We start from the raw sequence: 22,503 nt of genomic DNA, 5'->3' as shown, positions 1-22,503 counted from the left end.
ATGTTGACGGATTGGGGTATGCACAAAACCATATACATGGGTCGAGGTCGCTTCTATAGAACTAAAGTGATGCACTTCTACTAGTGGATGGATAGAAGCCGACAGGCGTTCTTGGTTGCTGCGCGATAAGCTTGCGAGGCGCGTTGTCCGGGGCCGGGCTGGGTCTCTTGGTCGCGCCTCTCTCTCAGCGCCAGCAGGTACCGCCGGAGTGCATTCAGGCCCTCGACAGACACGTCGCAGCCGTTGTCGCCCTTGGAGCCGCACGCTGAGCCCCCACCGCTACCCCAACCGCACCGGATCCAGCGCCGTCCCCGGCGGGTAGTGGTCGCCCAGGATCATCATGCCGTCGAGCGTGGTCGCCGCGGGCAGGGTCGCGTCGGTCGCCAGGGGGCCCAGCCGGGCGATGGCGGTGCGGCGGGTGGGGGTCTCGGCGATGGAGAGGACCCAGCCGTCGGCGGCGGCCTCCAGCCACGGGTCGGCGAGCGTCACCGAGAGCAGGCCGCCGTGGGCCTGGAACGCCAGCCGGCCCCGGAAGCGGCCGGTTCCGCTGAGCGCGCGTGCGTCCACCGCCAGGTCGCTGTCCTCCGCGGCTTCGAAGACGAAGGCGCCGTCGGGGTCCCGGGACGCCCCGTCCTGCGCCGTGATCGTCCCGCCCGAGCCCTCGACATAGGCGCGGAAGCTCTGCTTCACGCCCCACCCCAGCGTCGTCACCCGCATCGCCCGTCCTCGCGTTCCTTCCCCCATTGTCATCCCGGTTTGGGCGAAAGCCCAAGACCGGGACCCATTGGACTCGGCGTCGGCGGGTTCCCGCAGCGTCGCCGCCCGCGCCACCCACCCATCGCCGAGTCCAATGGGTCCCGGTCTTCGCTTCGCGAAACCGGGATGACACAGAAAAAATGCGACCGCGGCGCCCCGTTACGTCCGCTTCTGACGTAGGGCCGTGTTTTCCTCGCCCCCATGTCCGATGCGGCTTTCGACGACGACGCCATGCTGGCCCGGCTCGCCCAGCGCGACCTGGCGGCCGCCGAGCGCGTGCACGACAAGCTGATGGCCGCCGAGGACGCCTCGGACATCGCCGACCTCGGCCGCACCTACCAGCGGCTGGCCCGGTCGCTGCGCCAGACGCTCGCGCTGAAGGCCAGGCTGCAAAGCCAGCGGGCGGACGAGGCCGACCGGACGGCGATCGAGCGGCGGCGGGCCGCCGCGCTGCGCGAGAGACTGACCGAGCTGCGCGTCACCCACCTGCAGAATGCGGTCGAGCGCGTCGCCGCCGCCGCCATCCCCGACTACGAGGTCCGCGAAGAGCGCCTCGACCGCTTCGACGTCGAACTGGACGACTGGGTCGACGAGCCGGACTTCCACACCGCCGACCTCGAGGGCCAGGTCCTGCGCGCCGCGCGGCTGCTCGACCTTCCCGAAGACCTCGCCCGCGCCTGGCGCACCCTGCCCAAGCCGCCGCCGCCGGACCCGACCGACGCCCTGCCGCCGGACTCCGCCGACGACCCAGAGGTCCCCTGGCCCAACACCGGCTGACGGCGCGCAGCGCCCCCTCAATTGCCCGCGGAAACACGCGGAAGGACGCGGAAAGAGCAGAACGAGCCCGGCGCCTCGCCAGGCCCGGCGCCCTTCCGCGTCCTTCCGCGTGCTTCCGCGGGCAATCATGACAGCGCCTGCGGCGCGCAGGGCCGCCGGATAGCCTGCGCCCCTTCGTGCTTTTTATGGTTCCAATGACACCGGCTGCGGCGCAGAGCCCGGCGCACTTGAGGCGCATCGCGGCCCGCTATAGGTTCCGCCCCTCTTAATCTCGCGACTTGCGCCGCCCGGAGCCCCCTTAAGTGACGGATCTATTCGAAGAGGTCGAAGAGCAGCTTCGCTCCGACCGCTACAAGCAGCTCGCCCGCAAGGCGCTGCCGTGGGCTGTGGGGATCGCGGCCGCCGCCCTGATCGCGACCCTGGGCTACTGGGGCTACGACACCTGGAAGACCCGCCAGACCGACAAGGCCTCCGAGCAGTACGTCGCGGCCATGGACGCCTTCGGCCAGGGTGACCGCGAGCGTGCGCGCGCCATCTGGACCGAGATCTCGAAGTCGGGGGCCTCGGCCTACAAGGCGCTCTCGCTGATGCATCTCGCGTCCTACCAGCAGGACAAGCCGGCCGAGGCCGTTAAGCTGCTGGACCAGGCGGCCGAAGCCGCGTCCGACCCGGTGGTCGGGGACGCCGCCCGCCTCAAATCCGCCTTGGCGCTCCTCGACACCGCCTCGTTCAAGGAGCTGGAGGGGCGTTTGAAGCCGCTGATGGAAGAAGGCCGCCCGTATCGCGTCCAGGCCCGCGAGGCCCTGGCCTTCGCCAAGCTGAGGGCCGGCGACCTGAAGGGCGCCCGCGGCGACTTCGTGCTGATCTCCCAGTCGCTCGAGGCGGCCCAGGGCGCCCAGGCGCGCGCCCAGGCGGCGATCAGCCTGATCGACTCCGGCTCCGCCAAGCAGGTGGCGGCCGTCGTCCAGTCGGCCCAGGCCATGCCGCCGCCCATGATGATCCCGCCCGGCGCCGTCGTCGGGCCTCCAGGCGCGCCGACCGGCGCCCCGCAAGCCGAGGTCGGCGCACCGCAATGATCCGCCGCTCCACGATCCTGGCCGCCGTCGCGTTCGCCGCGCTGGGCCTTTCCAGCTGCTCGACCGTCAGCCGGCTGAACCCGTTCGACAAGAAGGACGACACGCCCGCCGAGACGGCCGGCGAGGGCCAGCGCATCTCGATCATCCCGGCCGACCAGCGGCTGGAGCCGGCCGAGGCGCTCAAGGGCGTCGACTTCGCGCTCCCGGCGCCGATCCGCATGGACGCCTGGCCGCTGCCCGGCGGCACGCCCGAGCAGTCGGTGGGCGCCGTCGACGCGGCCCCCAATCTGTCCGTCGCCTGGCGCAAGGGCTTCGGCCAGGGGACCAAGCGCGGCCGCTACGTCACCGCCCCGCCGGTCGCCGCCGACGGCAAGGTGTTCGTGATGGACGCCGACGGCCGCGTGGTGGCGATGGACGCCGCCTCCGGCTCGCAGGTCTGGCGCACCGGCACCAATCCTGGCGACAACAAGCGCGACAAGCTGGGCTTCGGCGGTGGCATGGCCTACGCCGACGGCAAGCTCTACGTCGCCTCGGGCTACCGCGAAGTCCTGCAGATGGACGCCAAGACCGGCGCCGTCGGCTGGCGGACCAAGACTAGCGAGGCCATCCACGGCGCGCCCACCGTCGCCGGCGGCCGCGTGTACGCGGTGTCGCTGGACAACACCCTCCTGACCTTCGACGTGGCCACAGGTGCGCCGTCCTGGAACTTCCAGGCGCTGGCCGAGTCGGCCCGCATCCTGGCCGCCTCAAGTCCGGCGGTGTCGGGCGACACGGTGGTCGCGGCCTTCGGCTCCGGCGAACTGGTGGCGCTCCGCACCACCAACGGCAACGACATCTGGAACGAGGCCCTCAGCCGCGCCAGCCGCACGAGCGCGCTCTCCGAGATCCGCGACATCCCGGGCCGGCCGGTGATCTACCAGGGCGACGTCTTCGCGGTCAGCCACTCGGGCGTCTTCGCCGCCACCGACCTGCGCACGGGCCAAGCCCGCTGGAGCCTGCCGGTCGTGGGCGTCACCGCGCCCTGGCCCGCCGGCGACGTGGTCTATGTGGTCTCCAAGACCGGCGAGGTGATCTGCGCCAGCCGCGAAAGCGGCCAGATCTACTGGATCAAGAACCTCAACGAGGGCTTCAAGAGCAAGAAGAAGGGCGGGATCTTCGGTATCGGCGGCCAGCGCCAGAACCGGCCGATCTGGTCGGGGCCCCTGCTGGCGGGCGAGCGCCTGCTGATGGTGGGCCAGACCGGCGAAATGGTCGCCATGAACGCCAAGACCGGCGAGATCGTGAAGCGGCTCGAGCTCAAGGGCGCCTCGACGCTCTCCCCGATCGCCATGGGCGACACGGTCTATGTGGTCACGCAGGAGGCCGACCTGATCGCGATTCGCTGATCGGGCAGGTACAACGGGCCCATGGCGCTCAAACTCGCGATCGTCGGGCGACCGAACGTCGGCAAATCCACGCTGTTCAACCGGCTGGCGGGGAAGAAGCTCGCCATCGTCGATGACCAGCCGGGGGTGACCCGCGACCGTCGCTTCGGCGTCGGCCGCCTCGGCGACCTGGACCTTGAGCTGATCGACACGGCCGGCTTCGAGGACGTCACCGACGAGAGCCTGGAGGCCCGCATGCGGGCCCAGACCGAGCTGGCCGTCGACGAGGCCGACCTGGCCCTCTTCATCATCGACGCCCGCGAGGGCGTGACCCCGGGCGACCAGATCTTCGCCGAGGTCCTGCGGCGCAAGAACAAGCCCGTCGTGCTCGCCGCCAACAAGAGCGAGAGCAAGGCGTCCGAGGCCGGCGTGCTCGAGGCCTTCGGCCTGGGCTTCGGCGAACCGATCCCGATCTCCGCCGAGCACGGGGAGGGGATGGCCGACCTCTTCGCCGCCCTCGCCGAACACGCCTTCGACGAGGACGAGGACGACGCCGAGGCGGCCGGCAAGCCGGTCAACATCGCCATCGTCGGCCGCCCGAACGCGGGCAAGTCGACGCTGGTCAACGCCATCATCGGCGAGGACCGCCTGCTGACCGGCCCCGAGGCTGGCATCACCCGCGACGCCATCCCCGTCGACTGGGACTGGGGCGGCCACGCGGTCCGTCTCGTCGACACGGCCGGCCTGCGGCGCAAGGCCAAGGTCCAGGAGCGGCTGGAGAAGCTCTCCACCGGCGATTCCATCCGCGCCATCACCTTCGCCGAGGTGGTGATCCTGGTGATGGACGCGACCCATCCGTTCGAGATCCAGGACCTGCAGATCGCCGACCTGGTCGAGCGCGAGGGCCGGGCGCTGGTGTTCGTGCTGGCCAAGTGGGACCTCATCGAGGACGCCCAGGCCAAGCTCGCGGAGTTCCAGGAAGAGGTCGGCCGCCTGCTGCCGCAGGTGCGCGGCACGCCGATGGTGGCCCTGTCGGCGGAGACCGGCCGCGGCCTCGACCGCCTGCTGCCGGCCGTGCTGAAGGCGCACGGCGACTGGTCGACCAAGGTGAAGACCCGCGATCTCAACGACTGGCTGCGCATGGCCGTCGAGCGGCACCCGCCGCCGGCCGTGGGCGGCCGCCGCGTGAAGCCCAAGTACGTGGCCCAGATCAAGGCCCGGCCGCCGACCTTCGTCCTGTTCGCCAGCCGCGCGGACCAGTTGCCCGATCACTACCGGCGCTACCTGATCAACTCGATCCGCGAGAGCTTCGACCTGCCGGGCGTGCCGATCCGCCTTTCGGTCCGGTCGAACAAGAACCCCTACGCCGAGGGCGAGGCCAAGGGCGGCCCGGGCCCGGCCAAGACGGCGCCGAGCTCGCGCAAGACCGGCCTCGTGGCCAAGCGGCGCAAGGCCGCCGCCGAGAAGGCGCGCGAGGGCGCCGAGGGCAAGTCGAAGGCCCCCAAGAAACCCAAGAAGGTGAAGGCCGGCAATCCGCGCGGCCGCACCGCCAAGCTGGCGCGGCCCGGCGTCAAGCCGAAGCGAGCGTCCCGGCCCGCTTCCAGTCCTCGAAAACCACGCTAGCGGTCGGCAGGCCCAGATCGGCCTGCGCCAGCTCCACGACCAGCGGCCCGATCTCGGACGGATCGGGCAGGGTGGTCGGGTCCTCGCCCGGCATGGCCTCGGCCCGCATCCTGGTCCGCATCACGCTGGGGTCGAGCAGCACGGCGCGGACGTTGGTCTGCTCCAGTTCGTCGGCCCAGGTGCGCACCAGGTTCTCCAGCGCCGCCTTGGTGGCGCCGTAGGGGCCCCAGAAGGCCTTCGGCCGCACGGCCCGGCCGCTGGTCAGGAAGATCGCCCGCGGCCGCTCCGACTTCCGCAGCAGCGGCTCGAACGACCGGATCAGACGGAAGGTCGCCGTAAGGTTCACGGCCACCGTCCTGTCCCACTGCTTGGGCTCCACGTGGAACACCGGCGTCATCGGCCCGAGCATCGCCGCGGCGTGCACCAGCACGTCCAGCCGGCCGAACCGCTGGTGGATGGCCAGGCCCAGCTGGTCCAGCCCGTCGCCCTCGGCGATGTCCATGGGGACCAGCGTCGCCGGCTCGCCCGTCGCCACCCGGATCTCGTCGTCCAGCTCCTCGAGCGCGCCCTGGGTGCGGGCGACGGCCACGACGTGGGCGCCGGCCTTGGCGAGCGCCATGGCGGCGGCGCGGCCAATGCCGCGGCTGGCGCCGGTGACGAGGGCGATGTGGTCTTTGAGCGGCAGTTCGTCGGACATGAGGCGGGGTCTCTAACCGCTTTCGGCTTCCATGTCAGGCCGCTCCGCATACCGCTGGGCCAGCACGGCGCAGGCCATCAGCTGGATCTGGTGGAAGACCATCAGGGGGATCATGGCGACGCCGGCCACCGCCGGCGTCAGCAGCGCGGCGGCGATCGGCGCGCCGCTGGCCAGCGACTTCTTCGAGCCGCAAAAGACGATCGCGATCTCGTCTTCCTTGGTGAAGCCCAGCGTCCGCGCCGCAATCGCCGTGATTGCCAGCACCGCGGCCAGCAGCACGCCGCAGATCACCACGAGCCGCACGAGGTCGAGCCCGCTAAGCCGGCTCCAGACGCCTTCGACGACTGCGCTCGAGAACGAGACGTAGACGATCAGGACGATCGTGCCCCGGTCGAGCAGCGACAGCCGCTTGTTGTGGCGCGCGACGACCCCGCCGATCCACGGCCGCAGCAGCTGCCCGGCCACGAACGGGAGCAGCAACTGCGCGATGATGGCCCAGAACGAGCCCGGGCTGATCGCGCCCTCGGCGTGCATCAAGAGGCCGGCCAGCAGCGGCGTCAGGAACACCCCGATCAGGTTCGACGCCGAGGCCGAGGCCACGGCCGCCGGCACGTTGCCGCGCGCGATGCCGACGAAGGCGATCGAGCTCTGGATCGTCGACGGTAGGCAGCCCAGCAGGATCAGCCCGGCCGCCAGCTCCGGCGGCGTGATCCAGGCGGGCAGCAGGGAGAAGCCCACCGTCAGCGCCGGGAACACCGCGAAGGTGGCGGCCAGGATCGTCAGGTGCAGGCGCCAGTGCACGATCCCGCGCACCACCGCCTCGCGCGACAGCCGCGCGCCGTGCAGGAAGAACACGACCGCGATGGCGAACTTGGTCAGCCAGCCCAGCCAGACCGCCGCCTCGCCGCGGGCGGGCAGCACGGTCGCGAGCGCGCCTGCCGCGATGATGAAAATGAGATACCAGTCGGGCTTGATGGGCCCGAGCCGGCTCATCCTACTCCGCTCCCGTCGGGAGCTTCGAAGGATCGATGTCGGCTCTCCGAAGCGTCGGCGAAGGAGGGCTCACGCGTCGACCAGGAAGGAGAGCTGTCGCTCGACCAGCTCGTTGCGGCCTTGAGCGATTTCCTTGTCCAGGAGGCGGGTCGGATAGTCGCCGGTGAAGTAGTGGTCCGTGAACTGGGGATGCGCCGCGTCGCGCTCGCCGGCGTCCATGGCCCAGTAGAGGCCGTCGACCGACAGGTAGCCCATCGAGTCCACGTTGAGGATCTTGGCGATCTCCTCGACCGAGTGGTTCGCGGCCAGCAGCTTCTCGCGGTCGGGCATGTCGATGCCGTAGTAGTCGGGCCACTGGATCGGCGGCGACGCCGAGCGCAGGTGCACCTCGGCGGCCCCGGCCTCGCGGACCATGCGCACCACGCGCACCGAATTGGTGCCGCGCACGATCGAGTCGTCCACCAGCAGCACCTTCTTGCCCGCCAGCGCCGCGCGGTTTGGTGCGAGTTTCATGCGCACGCCGAGCTCGCGCTCGCCCTGGGTGGGCTGGATGAAGGTGCGGCCCACGTAGTGGTTGCGGATGATGCCCATCTCGAAGGGCTTGCCGGCCTCCTGCGCGAAGCCGAGCGCCGCGGGCACGCCCGAGTCGGGCACCGGCACCACGACGTCGATGTCGATACCGGTCAGCGTTTCCTGCGCGAGCCGGCGGCCCATACGCTTGCGCACCTCGTAGATCGAGCGGCCGTTCACCACGGAGTCCGGGCGCGCGAAGTAGACGTATTCGAAGATGCACGGCCGGGCCTGCTGGGCCGGGAAGGGCCGGAAGCTGCGCAGGCCCTTATGGTCGGCGACGACCATCTCGCCGTGCTCGACGTCGCGCACGAAGGTCGCGCCGACCATGTCGAGGGCGCAGGTCTCGGAGGCGAACACCGCCTTGCCGTTCAGGTCGCCCAGCACCAGCGGGCGGATGCCGAGAGGGTCGCGCACGCCGATCAGCTTCTTGTTGGTCATGGCGACCAGCGCGTAGCCGCCCTCGATCTGCTGCAGGGCCTCGGTGAAGCGGTCGAGGAACTTGGCCCGGCGCGAGCGGGCGATGAGGTGCAGGATCGCCTCGGAGTCCGACGTGGACTGGAAGATCGCGCCTTCCTGCACCAGCTGTTCGCGCAGCGTCAGGAAGTTGGTGAGGTTGCCGTTGTGGGCGAGCGCGATGCCGCCCGCCTCGAGGTCGGCGAACATCGGCTGGACGTTGCGGATGAAGCTGCCGCCGGCGGTGGAGTAGCGGGTGTGGCCGATGGCCGAGTGGCCCGGCAGCCGCTTGTTGAGGTCGCCGCCGCCGAAGGCGTCGCCCACGTAGCCCATGTGCCGTTCGGTGTGGAAACGCTGGCCGTCGAACGAGGCGATGCCGCAGGCCTCCTGCCCGCGGTGCTGCAGGGCGTGCAGGCCGAGCGCGGTTATCCCCGAGGCTTCAGGCGTGTCGTGAATCCCGAAGACCCCGCACTCCAGTCTCGGGGAATCGTCGTCGGGATCGCGCGCCGGTGGGGACCAACGCTCGTTCTCCTGGCTCATCGGGATCGCTCCGGACGGTCGGCAGATGCGGGTTCGCGCGCCTCGTACCCGTCTGTCGTCGTTCTGTCACCTGACCCTTTGCCCACGGCGCGATCGAAAGCGGGCTTCAGTCGGCCGGCGACATCCAGTCCGCGCGGGACCAGGCGCTCGATCAGGCCGCCCATGCTGGCCGCCAGCGGCCAGGTCTTGGCGCCCGTAATCCAGCGGGGACGCAGGTCTTCCGGCGTAGCGGCGTTGAACATGAGGAAAAGCACGCCTAGCACGATGAGGCCGCGGCCCAGCCCGATGAGCAGACCGAGCGACCGGTCGAGGAAGCCCAGCATCTGGGTGTTCTGGACGTGGCGCGCGATGGCCGCGCCGATAAGCCGCAGGGCGACGAAGGCAACGCCGAACACCAGGACCAGCGAGGCGATGGTTCCGAGCCAACCCGGCTTCACCACTTCGCGCACCATCGGGCCGAACACCGGCAGGCCGAAAATGGCGAGCGCGGCGGCCGCGACAAGGGCGACCAGGGCGAAGACCTCGCGCACGGCGCCGCGTGCAAAGCCGACCGCCGCGGAGATCAGCAGGAGCGCTATGACGAGGAAGTCGAACTGGGTCACGGGCGGCCGTCCCAGTCGGCGTCGTGGATGCGCTGGATCGCCTCGGCCAGCCGGGCGGCGCCGGTGAAGGCGAGGCCGCCCGAAACCTCGTTGTCGGCGGGGCCCAGCGCGCGGCGGAAGCCCAGCTTGGCGGCTTCCTTCAGGCGCGAGTCCATGCGGCTCACGGCGCGCACCTCGCCCGACAGGCTGATCTCGCCGAAGACCACGCAGTCCTGGGGCAGGGCGACGTCGAAGGCGGAGGAGGCGAGGGCGGCGGCGGCGGCAAGGTCAGCGGCGGGCTCCGATATCCGAAGTCCCCCAGCCACATTGAGGTAGACATCGCGATCGCCGAACCCAAGCCCGCAACGCGCCTCGAGCACGGCCAGCACCATGGCGAGGCGCCCGGAGTCCCAGCCGACGACGGCGCGCCGCGGCGTGCCGTACGCCGACGGGGCCACCAGCGCCTGGATCTCGACCAGCACCGGCCGCGAGCCTTCGATGCCGGCGAAGACGGCGGCGCCAGCTGCCCGCTCGCCCGAGGTATTCAGGAACAGCGCCGACGGGTTCTTCACCTCGGCCAGCCCGGCGTCGCCCATCTCGAAGACGCCGATCTCGTCGGTCGCGCCGAAGCGGTTCTTGGCCCCACGCAGGATGCGGAACGGATAGCCTCGCTCGCCCTCGAAGGCGAAGACGGCGTCGACCATATGTTCCACCACGCGCGGGCCGGCGATGGCGCCCTCCTTGGTGACGTGGCCGACGAGGACCACGGCCATGCCGCGCTTCTTGGCCAGCCTCACCAGTTCGCCGGCGGCCGCGCGCACCTGGGTCACCGAGCCGGGACCAGCCTCGTGGGCGTCGCTCCACATAGTCTGGATGGAGTCGATCACCACCAGGTCGAAGGGCTCGGCCTTGAGGCCGTCGAGGATGGTGCGCAGGCTGGTCTCGGCGGCCAGCTTCACCTGGGCGTCGGCCAGGCCCATGCGTTGGGCGCGGCTGCGGACCTGCTCCACGGCTTCCTCGCCCGAGATGTAGGCGCAGCGGGCGCCGCGCCGGGCCGCGCTGGCCGCCACCTGCAGCAGCAGGGTGGACTTGCCGACACCGGGGTCGCCGCCGACCAGGATTGCCGAGCCCGGCACCACGCCGCCGCCGCAGACCCGGTCCCACTCCTCGACGCCCGTGGCGATGCGGGGCGGGGCCTGCGTCGCCTCGTCGAGCCCCTCGAACGCCAGGTAGCGGGACTTGGTCGCCTTCGTGGGCTTCAGCGCGCCGGGCGGCCGGCTGGTCAGTTCCTCGACCAGGGTGTTCCAGGCGCCGCACGCCGGACACTGGCCGGACCAGCGCGTCTGCACGGCCCCGCAGGACTGGCAGGCATAGACGGCGCCGTCGCGGGCCATGGGTGCTCCGTGATTCGAGTGGGGGAAAGTCTACCCGACCGGCGCGCTTTACGTCTGTGCGATGGCTTGCCGTGGCCTGCCGCTAGGGTAGGGTCTGCCCGTCGGGGGACTCGACGAGCAAAGATCTCGGGCTGGGAGAGACGACAATGAGCGTGGTGGAACCGGGTTCGGCAGGCGCAGGCCTCATAGGGCGGGTGAAGGATATCCTCACCAAGCCAGGGCCGACCTGGGACGTGATCGACGGCGAACAGCCGACCGTGCAAAGCCTCTACACCGGCTATGTGATGCCGCTGGCGGCCATTCCGGCGGTGGCCCAGGCCATCGGCATGACGGTCTTCGGGGCCGGCGCCTTCGGCGTCGTCGTCAAATGGTCGCCGGTGACCGCGATCGTGCAGGCGATCGTGGGCTATGCCCTGTCGCTCGTGCTGGTGTTCGTCCTGGCGCTGATCATCGAGGCGCTGGCGCCCAACTTCGGGGGCACGAAGGATCGCATCCAGGCCCTGAAGGTCGCCGCTTACGGCTACACGGCCTCCTGGGTGGCGGGGATCTTCGCGATCTTCCCGCCGATCGCGATGCTGGCCCTGCTGGGCGGGCTCTACAGCCTCTACCTGCTGTATCTCGGCCTGCCCAAGCTGATGAAGACGCCCGAGGACAAGGCGTTGCCCTACACGGCGGTTGTCGTGGTCGTGGCGATCGTCGTCAGCTTCATCATCACCATGGTGATGGGATCAGTCGCAGTCATGACGGGCGCCGGCGCCGGCATGATGAGCGGAGCGCAGGTGAGCGGCACGGTGAAGCTGCCCGGCGGCGAAGGCTCGGTCGACGTCGGCAAGCTTGCGGCGGCCGCCAAGGCCATCGAGAGCGGCGAGTCGGGTCCGGCGACCGATCCCGAGGCGCTGAAGGCCTACCTGCCGGCCAGTGTCGCGGGTTTCACGCGCGGCGAAGTCTCGACGTCCTCCGGCGGCGCGGCCGGTATCGAAGGGTCGGAAGCTGAGGCGGAGTACGCCAAGGGCGAGGCGAACCTGCGACTCCAGGTCACCGACCTCGGCCAGGCCGGCGCGCTGGCCGGCATGGCGGGCGCTTTCAAGGTGAAGTCCTCGAAGGAGACCGCGACCGGCTACGAGAAGATGGGCGTCGTGAACGGCCGCATGACCCAGGAGAGCTACGACCGCAGCGACAAGAGCGGCGAATACAGCGTCCTGGTCGGCGAGCGGTTCATGGTCCACGCCCGCGGCAGCGGCGTTTCGATGGACGAACTGAAGGCGGCGGTCGAGGCCGTGGGCCTCTCGCGGCTCGAGGCCGCGGCGAAGGCCGGCTAAGCCCCGAGGTAGACCCGTTCGGCCCGCGGACTGAGGCGCACGAGCACCTCGTGCGCCACGGTGCCCGCCGCGTTGGCCAGGTCGTCGAGCAGGGCGTTCGGGCCCAGGAGCTCGACAGGATCGCCCGGCGCGGCCTGGGCGTCGCCGAGGTCGATCACAAGCAGGTCCATGTTCACCGCGAGCAGGGGGCGGCGCCCACCGGCCGCCCAGGCGTAGCCCTTGCCCATGGATCCTCGGATCACGCCATCGGCATAGCCCGCCGCCACGATGGCCACGCGCATGGCCCGCGGCGCGGTGAAGGCGGCGCCGTAGCTCACCCGGTCTCCGGGCTGCAGGTTGCGGATGTCGAGGATGGGCGCGGTGAGCGTGGCGACGGCCTGCAGGCGCGCGTCCGGCCGTTCCTCGGGCCCGCCGCCCAGTAGGCTGACGCCGGCGCGCACCACATCGCAGTGGTAGTCCGGCCCCAGGAAGGCGCCGGCTGAGGCGGAGAGACTGGCCCGCGCCTCGGGAAACAGCGCGCGCGCCTCATGGAAGCGGGCCAGCTGCCGGGGGTTGCGCGCCTCGGACGGATCGGTGGCCGAGCCCAGGTGGCTGACGAGCAGCGGGACGTCGAGCGTGCGCAGGCCGCCCGGCGCGTTCACCAGAGCCGCGGCTTCATCCAGCGTGAGCCCCTGACGGTTCATGCCGGTGTCGACCTGCACGGCGGCCGCGTATCGGCCACGGGCCGCGGCCAGGGCCAACGCCGCGTGCGCCTGGGGAAGCGTCGCGATGACCGGCGTCAACCCCGCACCGTCGAAGCGATCCACCGTCCCGGGCAGCAGGCCGTCGAGGACGTAGATCGCCGCGTGGCGGTGGCTGAGCTCGCCGCGCAGCTGCTCGCCCTCGGCTACCCGGGCGACGAAGAAGGTTCGGGTCCCCTCGGCGTGGAGGCGGCGCGCGATCGGCCCGGCGCCCAGGCCGTAGCCGTCGGCCTTCACGACCGCGGCCACCTCGGCGCCGGCGGCGGCCTCGGCGATGATGGCGCGATTGTGCGCGAGCGCGTCGAGATCGATCGTGAGTCGGGCGCGGTCCGGCGGCGTCATCACCGCCTAATGCGGATCGTAGCGGCTCGAGTCACGCGCCAGATTGCCGAACTTGGTCGTGTCGGAGTTGAACGACAGCTTCACGTTGCCGATCGGACCGTGACGCTGCTTCCCGATGATCACTTCAGCCAGGCCCTTCACCTGATCGACCTGCTCTTGCCAGGTGAAGTGTTCCGGGGTGCCCTCCCGCGGCTCCAGCCGGCTCAGGTAATATTCCTCGCGGTAGACAAACATGACCATGTCGGCGTCCTGCTCGATCGAGCCGGATTCCCGCAGGTCCGAGAGCTGGGGTTTCTTGTCCTCGCGGTTCTCCACCTGGCGGCTGAGCTGACTGAGCGCCAGAACCGGCACGTTGAGTTCCTTCGCCAGCGCCTTGAGGCCCTGGGTGATCATGGAGACTTCCTGCACCCGGTTGTCGGGCCCGCCCGCGCCGGTGGTGACGAGCTGCAGGTAGTCCACGATGATCAGGTCCAGGCCCACCATGCGCTTCAGCCGCCGCGCCCGGGCGGTCAGCTTGGCGAGCGTGATGCCGCCCGTGGCGTCGATGTAGAGCGGCGCCTCCTGGATCTCGAGCGCCGCGTCGCGCACGCGGCCGAACTCCATGGCGTCGATCTCGCCCTTGCGGAGCCGATCGCCCGACACGCCCGACGCCTCGGCCAGCAGGCGCATGGCGAGCTGCTCGGCCGACATTTCAAGCGAGAAGAACGCAACGACGCCGCCCCGAACCGTCTTCTTCGAGCCGTCGGGCTGGGGCTCCCAGGCGTAGTTGCGCGCTACGTCGAACGCGATGTTGCAGGCGAGCGACGTCTTCCCCATCGAGGGACGGGCGGCCAGGATCATCAGGTCGGACGGGTGCATGCCGCCGATCTTCTGATCGAGGTCGATGAGCCCGGTGGACAGGCCCGCCAAGCCGCCGTCGCGGCTGTGCGCCTCGGCGGCCATGGCGACGGCGCCGCGCAGCGCGTCTGCGAAATTCACGAAGCCCGAGGAGACACCGCCGGTCTCGGCGAGCTGATAGAGCTGCTGCTCGGCGGCTTCGATCTGATCGCGGGCGTCGAGTTCGGCGTCGCCCTGCTGGGCCGTGGTCGATATCTCGCCGCCGATGCGGATGAGGTCGCGGCGAAGCGCCAGATCGTAGACAGCGTTGGCGTAGTCGGGGGCGTTGGCCGCCGGCGGCGCGCGATCGACGAGGTCGGCGAGGTAGCGGACGCCGCCCAGCTCCTCGAAGGCGGGATCGCGGCTGAACTGCTCGGCCAGCAGGATCGGCTCGGCGAGCTGGCCCTTGCGTATGTTGGTCTCGATCGCTGCGAACAGCCGCTGGTGGAACGGCTCGTAGAAGTGGCGGGCCTGCAGGTGATCGCCCAGACGCTCGAAGGCGGCGTTGTCGAAGAGCAGGGCGCCCAGCAGCGCCTGCTCGGCCTCGACATTCGCAGGCGCGTGCGGGATCGCGACGTCGTTGGACACGGGGCGGAGATCGAGCGCCGGGACTAAGGCCATGGCGCTATCGATAGCCAACCGAGGGCGCGTGGATGACACATTTGAGAAGCCCGTCCACACACAAATTCCGCCTGTGGATAAGGCGCGGCTGTGACCCCGCGCCGCATAGGAAGACGGCGCGGACTCTCGCCCGCGCCGCCGTCAGTTCCGGACGTAGGATACAGTCTAGAAGTTCACAGACACCCGGCCGTACACGAAGCGGCCTGAGCGGCCGAACGGCGAGTAGTTCGAGAACGGCGTGTTGGACGTCGAGTTCAGCAGCGGCGGAAGCTTGGTCGGATACTCGTCGAAGACGTTGTCCGCCCCGACCGTCAGCCGCACGTTCTCGACCACGTTCCAGCGCGCCTCGAGGTCCACCAGGATTGCCGAGTCGAGCTCGATATCCAGCGCCGACGTGGTGCCGGGGACCAGCACCTTGCCGTAGCGCGTGGCTCGCACGGTGGCGCCCCAGGCGCCCATCGTCCAGTCGACCGAGCCAGTGACCTTGGAGTCCGGCGAGCCCTCCTCGAAGGTGAGCACGTTGATGCGGTCGAACAGCACCGGCGCGGGATTGAGCGCCGACAGTTGGGGCGTGGCGGGGACCTTGGTCACGTTGGTGTCGTTGAAGTTCGCCCCCAGGGTGAGGGCGAACTGCCCCATTTCGTCGGTCGTGACCTTGTAGTTGGCGATGATGTCGACGCCCTTGGTGGTGGTGTCGACGCCGTTGATGAAGAAGCGGCCACCGCCGATGCCGATGAAGCCCTGGGCGGTCAGGAAGTCGCGCACGTTGGCCTGGGTCAGGTTCTCGGACAGCACGATGCGGTCCTCGACTTCGATCCGGTAGGCGTCGATGGTCAGGCTGAACGCGCCCGACCGGAAGACGACGCCGGCCGCGTAGTTGATCGACTCTTCCGCGTCCAGCGGCTGGGCGCCGAGGGCCGCGGCGACCGGGTCGGTGGCGGGGAAGGTCGTGATGTCGAACGGCACGCCGTTGATGAAGTTGGTCGACGTGGTGGCGAAGTACTGCTGCTGCAGCGAGGGCGCCCGGAAGCCGTTCTGGATCGAGCCGCGGATCGCGAACGCGTCGTTGATATCGTAGCGCAGCGCGACCTTGCCGGTCACGGTTTCACCGAAGTCGGAGTAGTGCTCGAAGCGCACCGCCGCCGAGGCCAGGAGCTTGTCGGTGAGGTTGGCCTCGAGGTCGAGGTAGGCGCCGACAGAGGTGCGGTCCTTGTCCACCTCGTTGGAAGGCCGGAAGCCCGGGAACACCTGGGCGCCCGAGGCGGTCGGCGTCCCGTTCGGCAGCAGCACGCCGCCGTTGCGATACGAGTCCGGCTCGCCGGCGAAGATCTCGTAGCCCTCGCGACGGACCTCGACGCCGGCCGCCACGTTGAGCGGAGAAGCCAGGCCCATGTCGAAGGCGCGTACCGCCGAGATGTTGCCCACCAGTTGGTCGTACTCGAAGCCGCCGGCGTCGAAGACGGTCTTGCTCGTCGGTCCGAGCGAGCGGTTCAGGGTGTTGCGGATGGTGAATTCCATCCGGTTGCGGCCGTAGACCAGCGAGGTGTCCATGTCCCACTCGCCGAGCTTCCACTCGACGCCGCCGGCGAGCGACAGGTCCTCCACGTCCGGATTGATCAGCGGCAGGAAGCCGTCCGGATAGATGGCGGTGATGTTGCGATCGTCGAGGGCGCGGCGGAAGAAGCCGGCCGAAGTCGAGTCGCGGTTCTGGTAGCTGGCCCAGCCGTAGAGCCTAGTGGTGTCGGAGACGTCATAGCCGCCGTTGGCGAACAGGGTCCACTGCTCGATGTCGGGCTCGCCGAACCAGGCGTTGTAGCGGTCGAAGGTGGCTTCGCGCGGGTCGAAGGGGCCGCTGGTCGAGTATTGCCGCCGCCAGTCGGGGGCGGTGCGGATGGTCTTCTTCTGGTCGAGGAATTCCGCCGCGATCGTGACGTGACCGGCTTCGCCGAGGGGAAGGCCGACCCAGCCGCTCAGGTTGATCGTCTCGCCGTCGTTGCGCGAGTAGTTCTTCTTGTCGTCGACCGTGTAGTTCGCGCCGGCGGGCACAGCATCCACCAGCGTCTTCACCTTGGTGATCCGCTCGCCGTAGGTGGCGGTGATGTTGCCGCCCTCGCGGGCGTCGCGCAGGCGCACGTTGATCACGCCAGCGATGGCGTCCGACCCGTACTGGGCCGAGGCGCCGTCCCGCAGGACTTCGATCGACTGCACCATGGCGGCCGGGATGGTGTTCATGTCGACGGCGGACGAACCGCGGCCGATCGTGCCGTTGATGTTGACCAGCGAGGCCGAGTGGCGGCGCTTGGAGTTGACCAGCACCAGCGTCTGGTCGGGCGCGAGGCCCCGCAGGGTCGCCGGACGGATCGTGTCGGTGCCGTCGGCCAGGCCCGGCCGCGGGAAGTTGAACGAGGGCAGGGCGACCGACAGCGCCTGGTTCACCTCGGTGATGCCCGCCTTACTCAGCTCGGCGCCGCCGATGACGTCCACGGGCGCTGCGGTCTGCAGCGCCGAGCGGTTGGCGACGCGGGTGCCGGTGACGATGACTTCCGTGACCTCGGAATCGGAGGCCTGGGCGGCGGCCGTCTCGACGGCCAGTAGGCTCGCGGCCGAGGCGGCGGCGAACAGGAGGTGGCGATAGCGCATGTAGCTCCCCTGGAAGGCGGCCGGATGGTGCTATCTCCGGCCTACATCAGGACAAGCTAGGAAGCGTCGCTTTTGACGGAAATGATAATATTGCAACAAAGCAAAACAAACGGCGCGGGGTGTGACCCCCGCGCCGCTGTTAAGTCGCCTAGTAGACCTTAGCCGTCAGGCCTCGGTGAACTCCTGGGCCAGCTGGCCAGCGCCGCCTTCGAGGAGGTCGGCGGCGGCCTGTTCGGCAGCCACGCGCTCTTCTTCGAACTGGGCGTTGATGACGTTCTCGCCGCGCGCCTGGCGGTCGGCTTCGTCCTGGCTGCGCGCGATGTTCAGGGTGACGGTGACCGTCACTTCCGAATGCAGGCGCACCTTCACCTCGTGCAGGCCGAGCGTCTTGATCGGCTTGTCCAGCACGACCATCGCGCGCTCGATCTTGCCGCCTTCGGCGTTGACCGCGTCGGCCACGTCACGACCGGCGACCGAGCCGTAGAGCTGACCGCTCTCGCCCGCCTGACGGATCATGATGTAGGACGTGCCGTCCAGCTTCTCGCCGGACTTGCCGGCCGCTTCCTTGGCCTTCGCGTTGCGGGCCTCGATCTCGGCGCGCTGGGCTTCGAAGACCTTGAGGTTGGCCGCGTTGGCGCGGAGCGCCTTCTGGCGGGGCAGCAGGAAGTTGCGGGCGAAGCCGTCCTTGACGTTCACGACGTCGCCGAGGGTGCCCCAGCCTTCCAGCCGTTCGAGCAGAATGACTTTCATCTGAGCCTCCCCCTTACTTCACGACGTAGGGGAGCAGCGCCAGGAAGCGGGCGCGCTTGATGGCCTTGGCCAGCTCGCGCTGCTTCTTGGCGGAGACCGCGGTGATGCGGCTCGGCACGATCTTGCCACGCTCGGACACGTAGCGCTGGAGCAGCTTCACGTCCTTGTAGTCGATCTTCGGGGCGTTGGCGCCGGAGAACGGGCAGACCTTGCGGCGGCGGAAGAACGGGCGGCGCTGGCCACCCGCGGCGGCGCCGGCGGCCGGAGCCGGGGCGGCGGAGGTTTCGTCAGTCATCTGATGAGCCTCCCTTTCTTAAAACTGCGGGGCGTCGTCGCGGCGTTCGCGGTCGCGATCGCGGCGGGCGAGGATCGGCGAAAGCTCGAGGTCGAGCTCTTCGACACGCACGGTCATGTAGCGCAGCACGTCTTCGTTGATCGACAGCTGGCGTTCCATTTCCTTGACGATGTCGGCCGGGGCGTCGATCGCCAGCAGGGAATAGTGACCCTTGCGGTTCTTCTTGATCCGGTAGGTGAGGTTCCGGAGGCCCCAGTACTCGATTTTCGCGACGTTGCCGCCGCCTTCCTCGATGAGGTGCTTCAGCTGATCGTTGAGGGCTTCGGCTTGCTGCGGCGAGATATCCTGCCGCGAGATAACGACGTGCTCGTAGAGCGCCATGGTTTCCTTCTTCCGTTGGTGGAGGGCGGCGCGTCCAGTGGCGGAAGTCCGCTGGACACGATGGATCCCTGGCGCGGCGGCCGGGAGTTTCCCGACCCATTAGATCTCCGCGTGAGACCGCCTTCCGTGAAGAGGCGCGCACATAGGGGAAAAGCCGAGCGCGGGCAAGGGTTTTCGGCCGCGCTCGGTCGTGGTCGAGCGGCGCTACTTCTTCGCCTTGAACGCCTTCACGGCTCCGAGCGTCTGGTTGACGTGTTCGGTCGGGTTCATCTCGGAGTGTACGTGCAGCACCTGGCCCGCGGGCGAGATCACGTAGGAGGTGCGGTTGGAGATGCCGGCCGGCAGCGTCGCGTCGTACTCCTTGGCGACCTTGGCGCCCGGGTCGGCGGCCACCGGGAACTTGCCCGAGCACTTGTCGGTGTCGGCCGAGACGCGCTGCAGCTGGTCGAGCTTGCCGGCCGTGACGCCAATGACCGTGGCCCCGTTCGCCTGGAACTGCGGGATCGCGTCGGCGAACATCTTGGCTTCGATGTTGCAGCCGGGCGTGTCGGCGGCCGGGAAGAAGTAGACGACCACCGGGCCCTTCTTGCGGGCCTCGGCGAGCGAGAAGGTGAGCGGCTTGCCGGCCTGGAAGCCCTGGAGCGTGAAGTCGGGCGCCTTGGCCCCTTCTTTCAGCGCGGCGAGCGCTGGCGTGGCGGCGAGGGCGGCGACAGCCGCGAGCAGGGCGATCCGGGTCATGGCTCTTTATCCTTCGGGGGCGGCGGGCGGTTCAGTTGAATACCCGACTTTCGATGCGCGCAAGGGTCAGTTCGTCAGCCGTTCGGCTGCACCAAGATCTTCACGTGCGCCTCTGGATCACCCAGGGCCATGAAGGCGCCGGCAACGCCGTCAAGCGGCACCTTGCCGGTGACCAGGCCGTCGACGTCGATGATCCCTTCCGCCAGCTGGCGAAGCGTCAGGGCAAACTCATCGGGCGTGTAGCCGAACACGAAGGTGAGCTCGATCTCCTTGGTGATGGCGATCGAGGGTTCGATCCTGTCGGTCTCCATGCACACGCCGGCCACGACGATCTGCGCCCCTGAGGGCGCCGCCTCGATCAACGACTGCAGCACGCCGGGCGAACCCACGCACTCGAACACGACGGGGCGGGCGATGGCGTTGCCCATCATCTGCATCATCGACTGGGCGGCGCGGCTCCTGGGCACGCCTAGCGCCTCCCAGCGCTCGTGCGGGTTCTCGACCGCGGGGTCGACGACAATGTCGGCGCCCAGCTTCTCGGCGGCCGCGCGGCGGCGGGGCGAGAAGTCGGCGGCGATCACCGGGCCGTGGCCCATCGCCTTCAATGCCCCGATCACTGCTAGGCCCACGGGCCCGCAACCCACCACCAGCGACACCGACTTCGGCTCCAACCGCGCCTTCGCGACCGCATGCGCCCCGACCGCGAAGGGCTCGGTGAGCGCGGCCTTGTCGGTGGGCAGGCCGTTCGGGACCTCCAGGACCATCGCTTCGCTCAGCAGCATCTGCTCGGCGAAACCGCCCGGCAGGCGGTTGGAGAAGCCCAGCATCTCGGCCCCCATGCCGTGCATCGTCACGGGCACGCTCACCACCCGCGCCCCCGCCTTCAGGGTCTTGGGCGAGCCGGGTCCATGGTCGAGAATCTCGGCGCAGAACTCGTGGCCGAAGACGGTGTCGGCCGTCGGATCGAAGCCGTTGTCGAGGCCACCGGCGCGCCGCGACAGGTCGATCATGTGTTCCATGTGGTGGAGCGCGTGCAGGTCCGAGCCGCAGATCCCGCAGGCGAGGGTCTTCACGAGCAGCTGGCCCTCGGCCGGCTTGAGGTCGGCGATCTCGTCGCAGACCAGTTGCTTGTTGCGCCGGATCACAGCCCGCATGCGTTACCCCCCGAACTCGTCTTTCTTGTCTGCGTGAGTTCTATCCCCTAACCCTCGCGCCTCGGAATCACCAGGAACGGGATCGCCATGACCCTTGCCTTTCTCTTCCCCGGACAGGGCAGCCAGGCCATCGGCATGGGCCAGGAGCTGGCCGAAGCCTTCGCCTCGGCGCGCGAGGTGTTCCAGGAAGTGGACGAGGCCCTGAAGCAAAAGCTCTCGGCGCTGATGAAGGACGGACCCGAGGATCAGCTCACCCTCACCGAGAACGCCCAGCCGGCGCTGATGGCGGTGAGCGTCGCGGTCATGCGGACGCTGGAGACGGAGTTCGGCGTCAGCCTTGAGAAGGCCGCGTTCGTCGCCGGTCACAGTCTCGGCGAATACTCGGCGCTGGCCTCGGCGGGGGCGATCAGCCTCCCGGACACCGCGCGCCTCCTGAAGCTGCGCGGCCAGGCGATGCAGCGGGCCGTGCCCGTGGGGCAGGGCGCCATGGCCTCGCTGATCGGACCCAAGGCCGACGTGGCGCTGGCCGAGGAAGCCGCCAAGGCGGGTTCCGCCGTCGGCGTCTGCGTCGTGGCCAACGACAACAACGCCGGCAATGTCGTGATCTCCGGCGACAAGCCCGCGGTCGACGCGGCGATCGAGAAGGCCAAGGAACTCGGCGCACGGGCGATCCTGCTCAACGTGTCCGCGCCCTTCCACTGTCCCCTGATGCAGCCCGCCGCCGACGAGATGGCCGACGCCCTGGCCGGCGCGACGATCGTCAGCCCGCGGGCGCCGCTGGTGGCCAACGTCACCGCCCAGCCCACCAACGATCCCGAGGCGATCCGCCGGATGCTCGTCGAGCAGGTCACGGGCCGCGTCCGTTGGCGCGAGAGCGTCACCTGGATGGCCGAGAATGGCGTCACCCGCTTTGCCGAGGCGGGCGCTGGTAAGGTGCTGTCGGGCATGGCCAAGCGGATCGCGCCCGACGCCGAGGCCACGCCGCTCAACGGCCCGGCCGACCTCGAAGCCTTCGCCAAGTCGCTCTGAGAGGGACCATGTTCGACCTGACCGGCAAGACCGCCCTCGTCACCGGCGCCACCGGCGGCATCGGCGCCGAGATCGCCAAGACCCTGCATGCCTGCGGGGCCAGCGTCGTCCTCTCCGGCACCCGCGAGGCGGTGTTGCAGGAGCTGGCCGCCAGCCTCGGGGAGCGCACCGCGATCGCGCCGGCGAATCTCTCCGACTCGGCCGCTGTCGACGGCTTGATCGAGGCGGCCGAGACCGCGGCGGGCACCCCGCTGGACATCCTGGTGGCCAACGCCGGCATCACCAAGGACGGCCTGCTCATGCGGATGAAGGACGAGGACTGGGAGACGGTCCTCAAGGTCAACCTCGAGAGCTATTTCCGCCTCAGCCGGGCAGCGATGCGCGGGATGATGAAGCGCCGCTTCGGCCGCATCATCGGCATCACCTCGGTGGTGGGGGTCACGGGCAATCCCGGGCAGACCAACTACGCCGCCTCGAAGGCGGGAATGATCGGCTTTTCCAAGGCGTTGGCCAAGGAAGTGGCCAGCCGTGGAATCACCGTCAATTGCGTGGCGCCGGGCTTCATCGAGAGTCCGATGACCGACGAGCTGAACGAGCAGCAGAAAGCCCAGATCCTCGGCACGATTCCCGCCGGTCGGCTGGGCTCGGGGGGTGACGTGGCCGCCGCGTGCGCCTATCTGGCGTCCGACGAAGCCGGCTACGTGACCGGCCAGACCCTGCACGTGAACGGCGGCATGGCGATGATCTGACTATCGCCAAGCCTGGGGAACATGCTACCCGGCCCCCGAATT

Annotated in this window: 21 protein-coding genes; 7 read left to right on the top strand and 14 right to left on the bottom strand. The window is 69.5% G+C overall.

Annotated features, from left to right (window positions below):
• Positions 1 to 279: 279 nt before the first annotated feature.
• Positions 280 to 717, bottom strand: coding sequence for an HtaA domain-containing protein (locus VGD44_RS13005; RefSeq protein ID WP_331087658.1), 438 nt, complete (start codon positions 715 to 717; stop codon positions 280 to 282).
• Between the two features lie 240 nt (positions 718 to 957).
• Here VGD44_RS13005 and VGD44_RS13000 point away from each other — a divergent pair, with 240 nt between their 5' ends.
• The 4 genes from VGD44_RS13000 (at position 958) to der (ending at position 5,596) form a co-directional block, all read left to right on the top strand.
• Entirely contained in the window at positions 958 to 1,533 is a 576-nt protein-coding gene (locus VGD44_RS13000) for a hypothetical protein (protein ID WP_331087656.1), read from the top strand.
• A 302-nt stretch (positions 1,534 to 1,835) separates the two neighbouring features.
• Complete coding sequence (locus VGD44_RS12995) at positions 1,836 to 2,609, top strand: tetratricopeptide repeat protein (protein ID WP_331087654.1); 774 nt, start codon at positions 1,836 to 1,838, stop codon at positions 2,607 to 2,609.
• Entirely contained in the window at positions 2,606 to 3,994 is a 1,389-nt protein-coding gene (locus VGD44_RS12990; protein WP_331087652.1) for a PQQ-like beta-propeller repeat protein, read from the top strand. Before VGD44_RS12995 ends, VGD44_RS12990 begins: the two co-directional genes overlap by 4 nt.
• Positions 3,995 to 4,015: 21 nt before the next feature.
• Complete coding sequence (gene der, locus VGD44_RS12985) at positions 4,016 to 5,596, top strand: ribosome biogenesis GTPase Der (protein WP_331087650.1); 1,581 nt, start codon at positions 4,016 to 4,018, stop codon at positions 5,594 to 5,596.
• Here the strand turns inward: der and VGD44_RS12980 are convergent.
• The 5 genes from VGD44_RS12980 to radA form a co-directional block, all read right to left on the bottom strand.
• A complete protein-coding gene (locus tag VGD44_RS12980) occupies positions 5,544 to 6,293 on the bottom strand; it encodes an SDR family NAD(P)-dependent oxidoreductase (RefSeq protein WP_331087648.1) in 750 nt (249 codons plus the stop codon). The two genes, der and VGD44_RS12980, sit on opposite strands and share 53 nt — an antisense overlap.
• Positions 6,294 to 6,305: 12 nt before the next feature.
• Positions 6,306 to 7,286: a bile acid:sodium symporter family protein gene (locus tag VGD44_RS12975; protein ID WP_331087646.1), complete on the bottom strand. Its 981-nt coding sequence runs from the start codon at positions 7,284 to 7,286 to the stop codon at positions 6,306 to 6,308.
• A gap of 69 nt (positions 7,287 to 7,355) precedes the next feature.
• Positions 7,356 to 8,852, bottom strand: coding sequence for an amidophosphoribosyltransferase (purF, locus tag VGD44_RS12970; protein ID WP_331087644.1), 1,497 nt, complete (start codon positions 8,850 to 8,852; stop codon positions 7,356 to 7,358).
• Entirely contained in the window at positions 8,849 to 9,454 is a 606-nt protein-coding gene (locus VGD44_RS12965) for a CvpA family protein (protein WP_331087642.1), read from the bottom strand. The genes purF and VGD44_RS12965 overlap by 4 nt, the downstream gene beginning before the upstream one ends.
• Positions 9,451 to 10,827 (bottom strand): DNA repair protein RadA, encoded by a 1,377-nt coding sequence (gene radA, locus VGD44_RS12960; protein ID WP_331087640.1) that lies wholly within the window; start codon positions 10,825 to 10,827, stop codon positions 9,451 to 9,453. The genes VGD44_RS12965 and radA overlap by 4 nt, the downstream gene beginning before the upstream one ends.
• 146 nt (positions 10,828 to 10,973) lie before the next feature.
• Between radA and VGD44_RS12955 the strand changes: the two genes are divergently transcribed.
• Positions 10,974 to 12,146: a Yip1 family protein gene (locus VGD44_RS12955; RefSeq protein WP_331087637.1), complete on the top strand. Its 1,173-nt coding sequence runs from the start codon at positions 10,974 to 10,976 to the stop codon at positions 12,144 to 12,146.
• Here VGD44_RS12955 and alr read toward each other — a convergent pair.
• The 8 genes from alr to VGD44_RS12915 form a co-directional block, all read right to left on the bottom strand.
• On the bottom strand, positions 12,143 to 13,228 hold the full coding sequence (gene alr, locus VGD44_RS12950) for an alanine racemase (RefSeq protein WP_331087635.1): 1,086 nt from the start codon (positions 13,226 to 13,228) through the stop codon (positions 12,143 to 12,145). The two genes, VGD44_RS12955 and alr, sit on opposite strands and share 4 nt — an antisense overlap.
• A gap of 6 nt (positions 13,229 to 13,234) precedes the next feature.
• Positions 13,235 to 14,725 carry a replicative DNA helicase gene (locus VGD44_RS12945; RefSeq protein WP_331087633.1) on the bottom strand — a complete coding sequence of 497 codons (1,491 nt, stop codon included), beginning with the start codon at positions 14,723 to 14,725 and terminating at the stop codon, positions 13,235 to 13,237.
• 165 nt (positions 14,726 to 14,890) lie between these two features.
• Positions 14,891 to 17,365, bottom strand: a complete 2,475-nt coding sequence (locus VGD44_RS12940) for a TonB-dependent receptor (protein WP_331087631.1) — start codon at positions 17,363 to 17,365, stop codon at positions 14,891 to 14,893.
• Between the two features lie 165 nt (positions 17,366 to 17,530).
• Positions 17,531 to 18,115, bottom strand: a complete 585-nt coding sequence (gene rplI / locus VGD44_RS12935) for a 50S ribosomal protein L9 (protein ID WP_331087629.1) — start codon at positions 18,113 to 18,115, stop codon at positions 17,531 to 17,533.
• Positions 18,116 to 18,128: 13 nt separating this feature from the next.
• Positions 18,129 to 18,410: a 30S ribosomal protein S18 gene (gene rpsR / locus VGD44_RS12930; RefSeq protein WP_293345945.1), complete on the bottom strand. Its 282-nt coding sequence runs from the start codon at positions 18,408 to 18,410 to the stop codon at positions 18,129 to 18,131.
• 18 nt (positions 18,411 to 18,428) lie between these two features.
• Positions 18,429 to 18,791: a 30S ribosomal protein S6 gene (rpsF, locus tag VGD44_RS12925; RefSeq protein ID WP_293472893.1), complete on the bottom strand. Its 363-nt coding sequence runs from the start codon at positions 18,789 to 18,791 to the stop codon at positions 18,429 to 18,431.
• A gap of 204 nt (positions 18,792 to 18,995) precedes the next feature.
• Entirely contained in the window at positions 18,996 to 19,529 is a 534-nt protein-coding gene (locus VGD44_RS12920; RefSeq protein WP_331087622.1) for a peroxiredoxin, read from the bottom strand.
• A gap of 74 nt (positions 19,530 to 19,603) precedes the next feature.
• Positions 19,604 to 20,683: a zinc-binding dehydrogenase gene (locus tag VGD44_RS12915; RefSeq protein ID WP_331087620.1), complete on the bottom strand. Its 1,080-nt coding sequence runs from the start codon at positions 20,681 to 20,683 to the stop codon at positions 19,604 to 19,606.
• A gap of 87 nt (positions 20,684 to 20,770) precedes the next feature.
• Between VGD44_RS12915 and fabD the strand changes: the two genes are divergently transcribed.
• Together fabD and fabG are read left to right on the top strand one after the other, a co-directional pair.
• Positions 20,771 to 21,712 carry an ACP S-malonyltransferase gene (gene fabD / locus VGD44_RS12910; RefSeq protein ID WP_331087618.1) on the top strand — a complete coding sequence of 314 codons (942 nt, stop codon included), beginning with the start codon at positions 20,771 to 20,773 and terminating at the stop codon, positions 21,710 to 21,712.
• 8 nt (positions 21,713 to 21,720) lie between these two features.
• Positions 21,721 to 22,461, top strand: a complete 741-nt coding sequence (gene fabG / locus VGD44_RS12905; RefSeq protein ID WP_331087616.1) for a 3-oxoacyl-[acyl-carrier-protein] reductase — start codon at positions 21,721 to 21,723, stop codon at positions 22,459 to 22,461.
• Positions 22,462 to 22,503: the final 42 nt, after the last annotated feature.

The sequence above is a fragment of the Phenylobacterium sp. genome (assembly GCF_036402295.1).
In the GTDB taxonomy this organism is placed as follows: domain Bacteria; phylum Pseudomonadota; class Alphaproteobacteria; order Caulobacterales; family Caulobacteraceae; genus Phenylobacterium.
The sequence above is the reverse complement of the archived record's forward strand: the minus strand, read 5'-3'. Positions and strand labels throughout refer to the sequence as shown.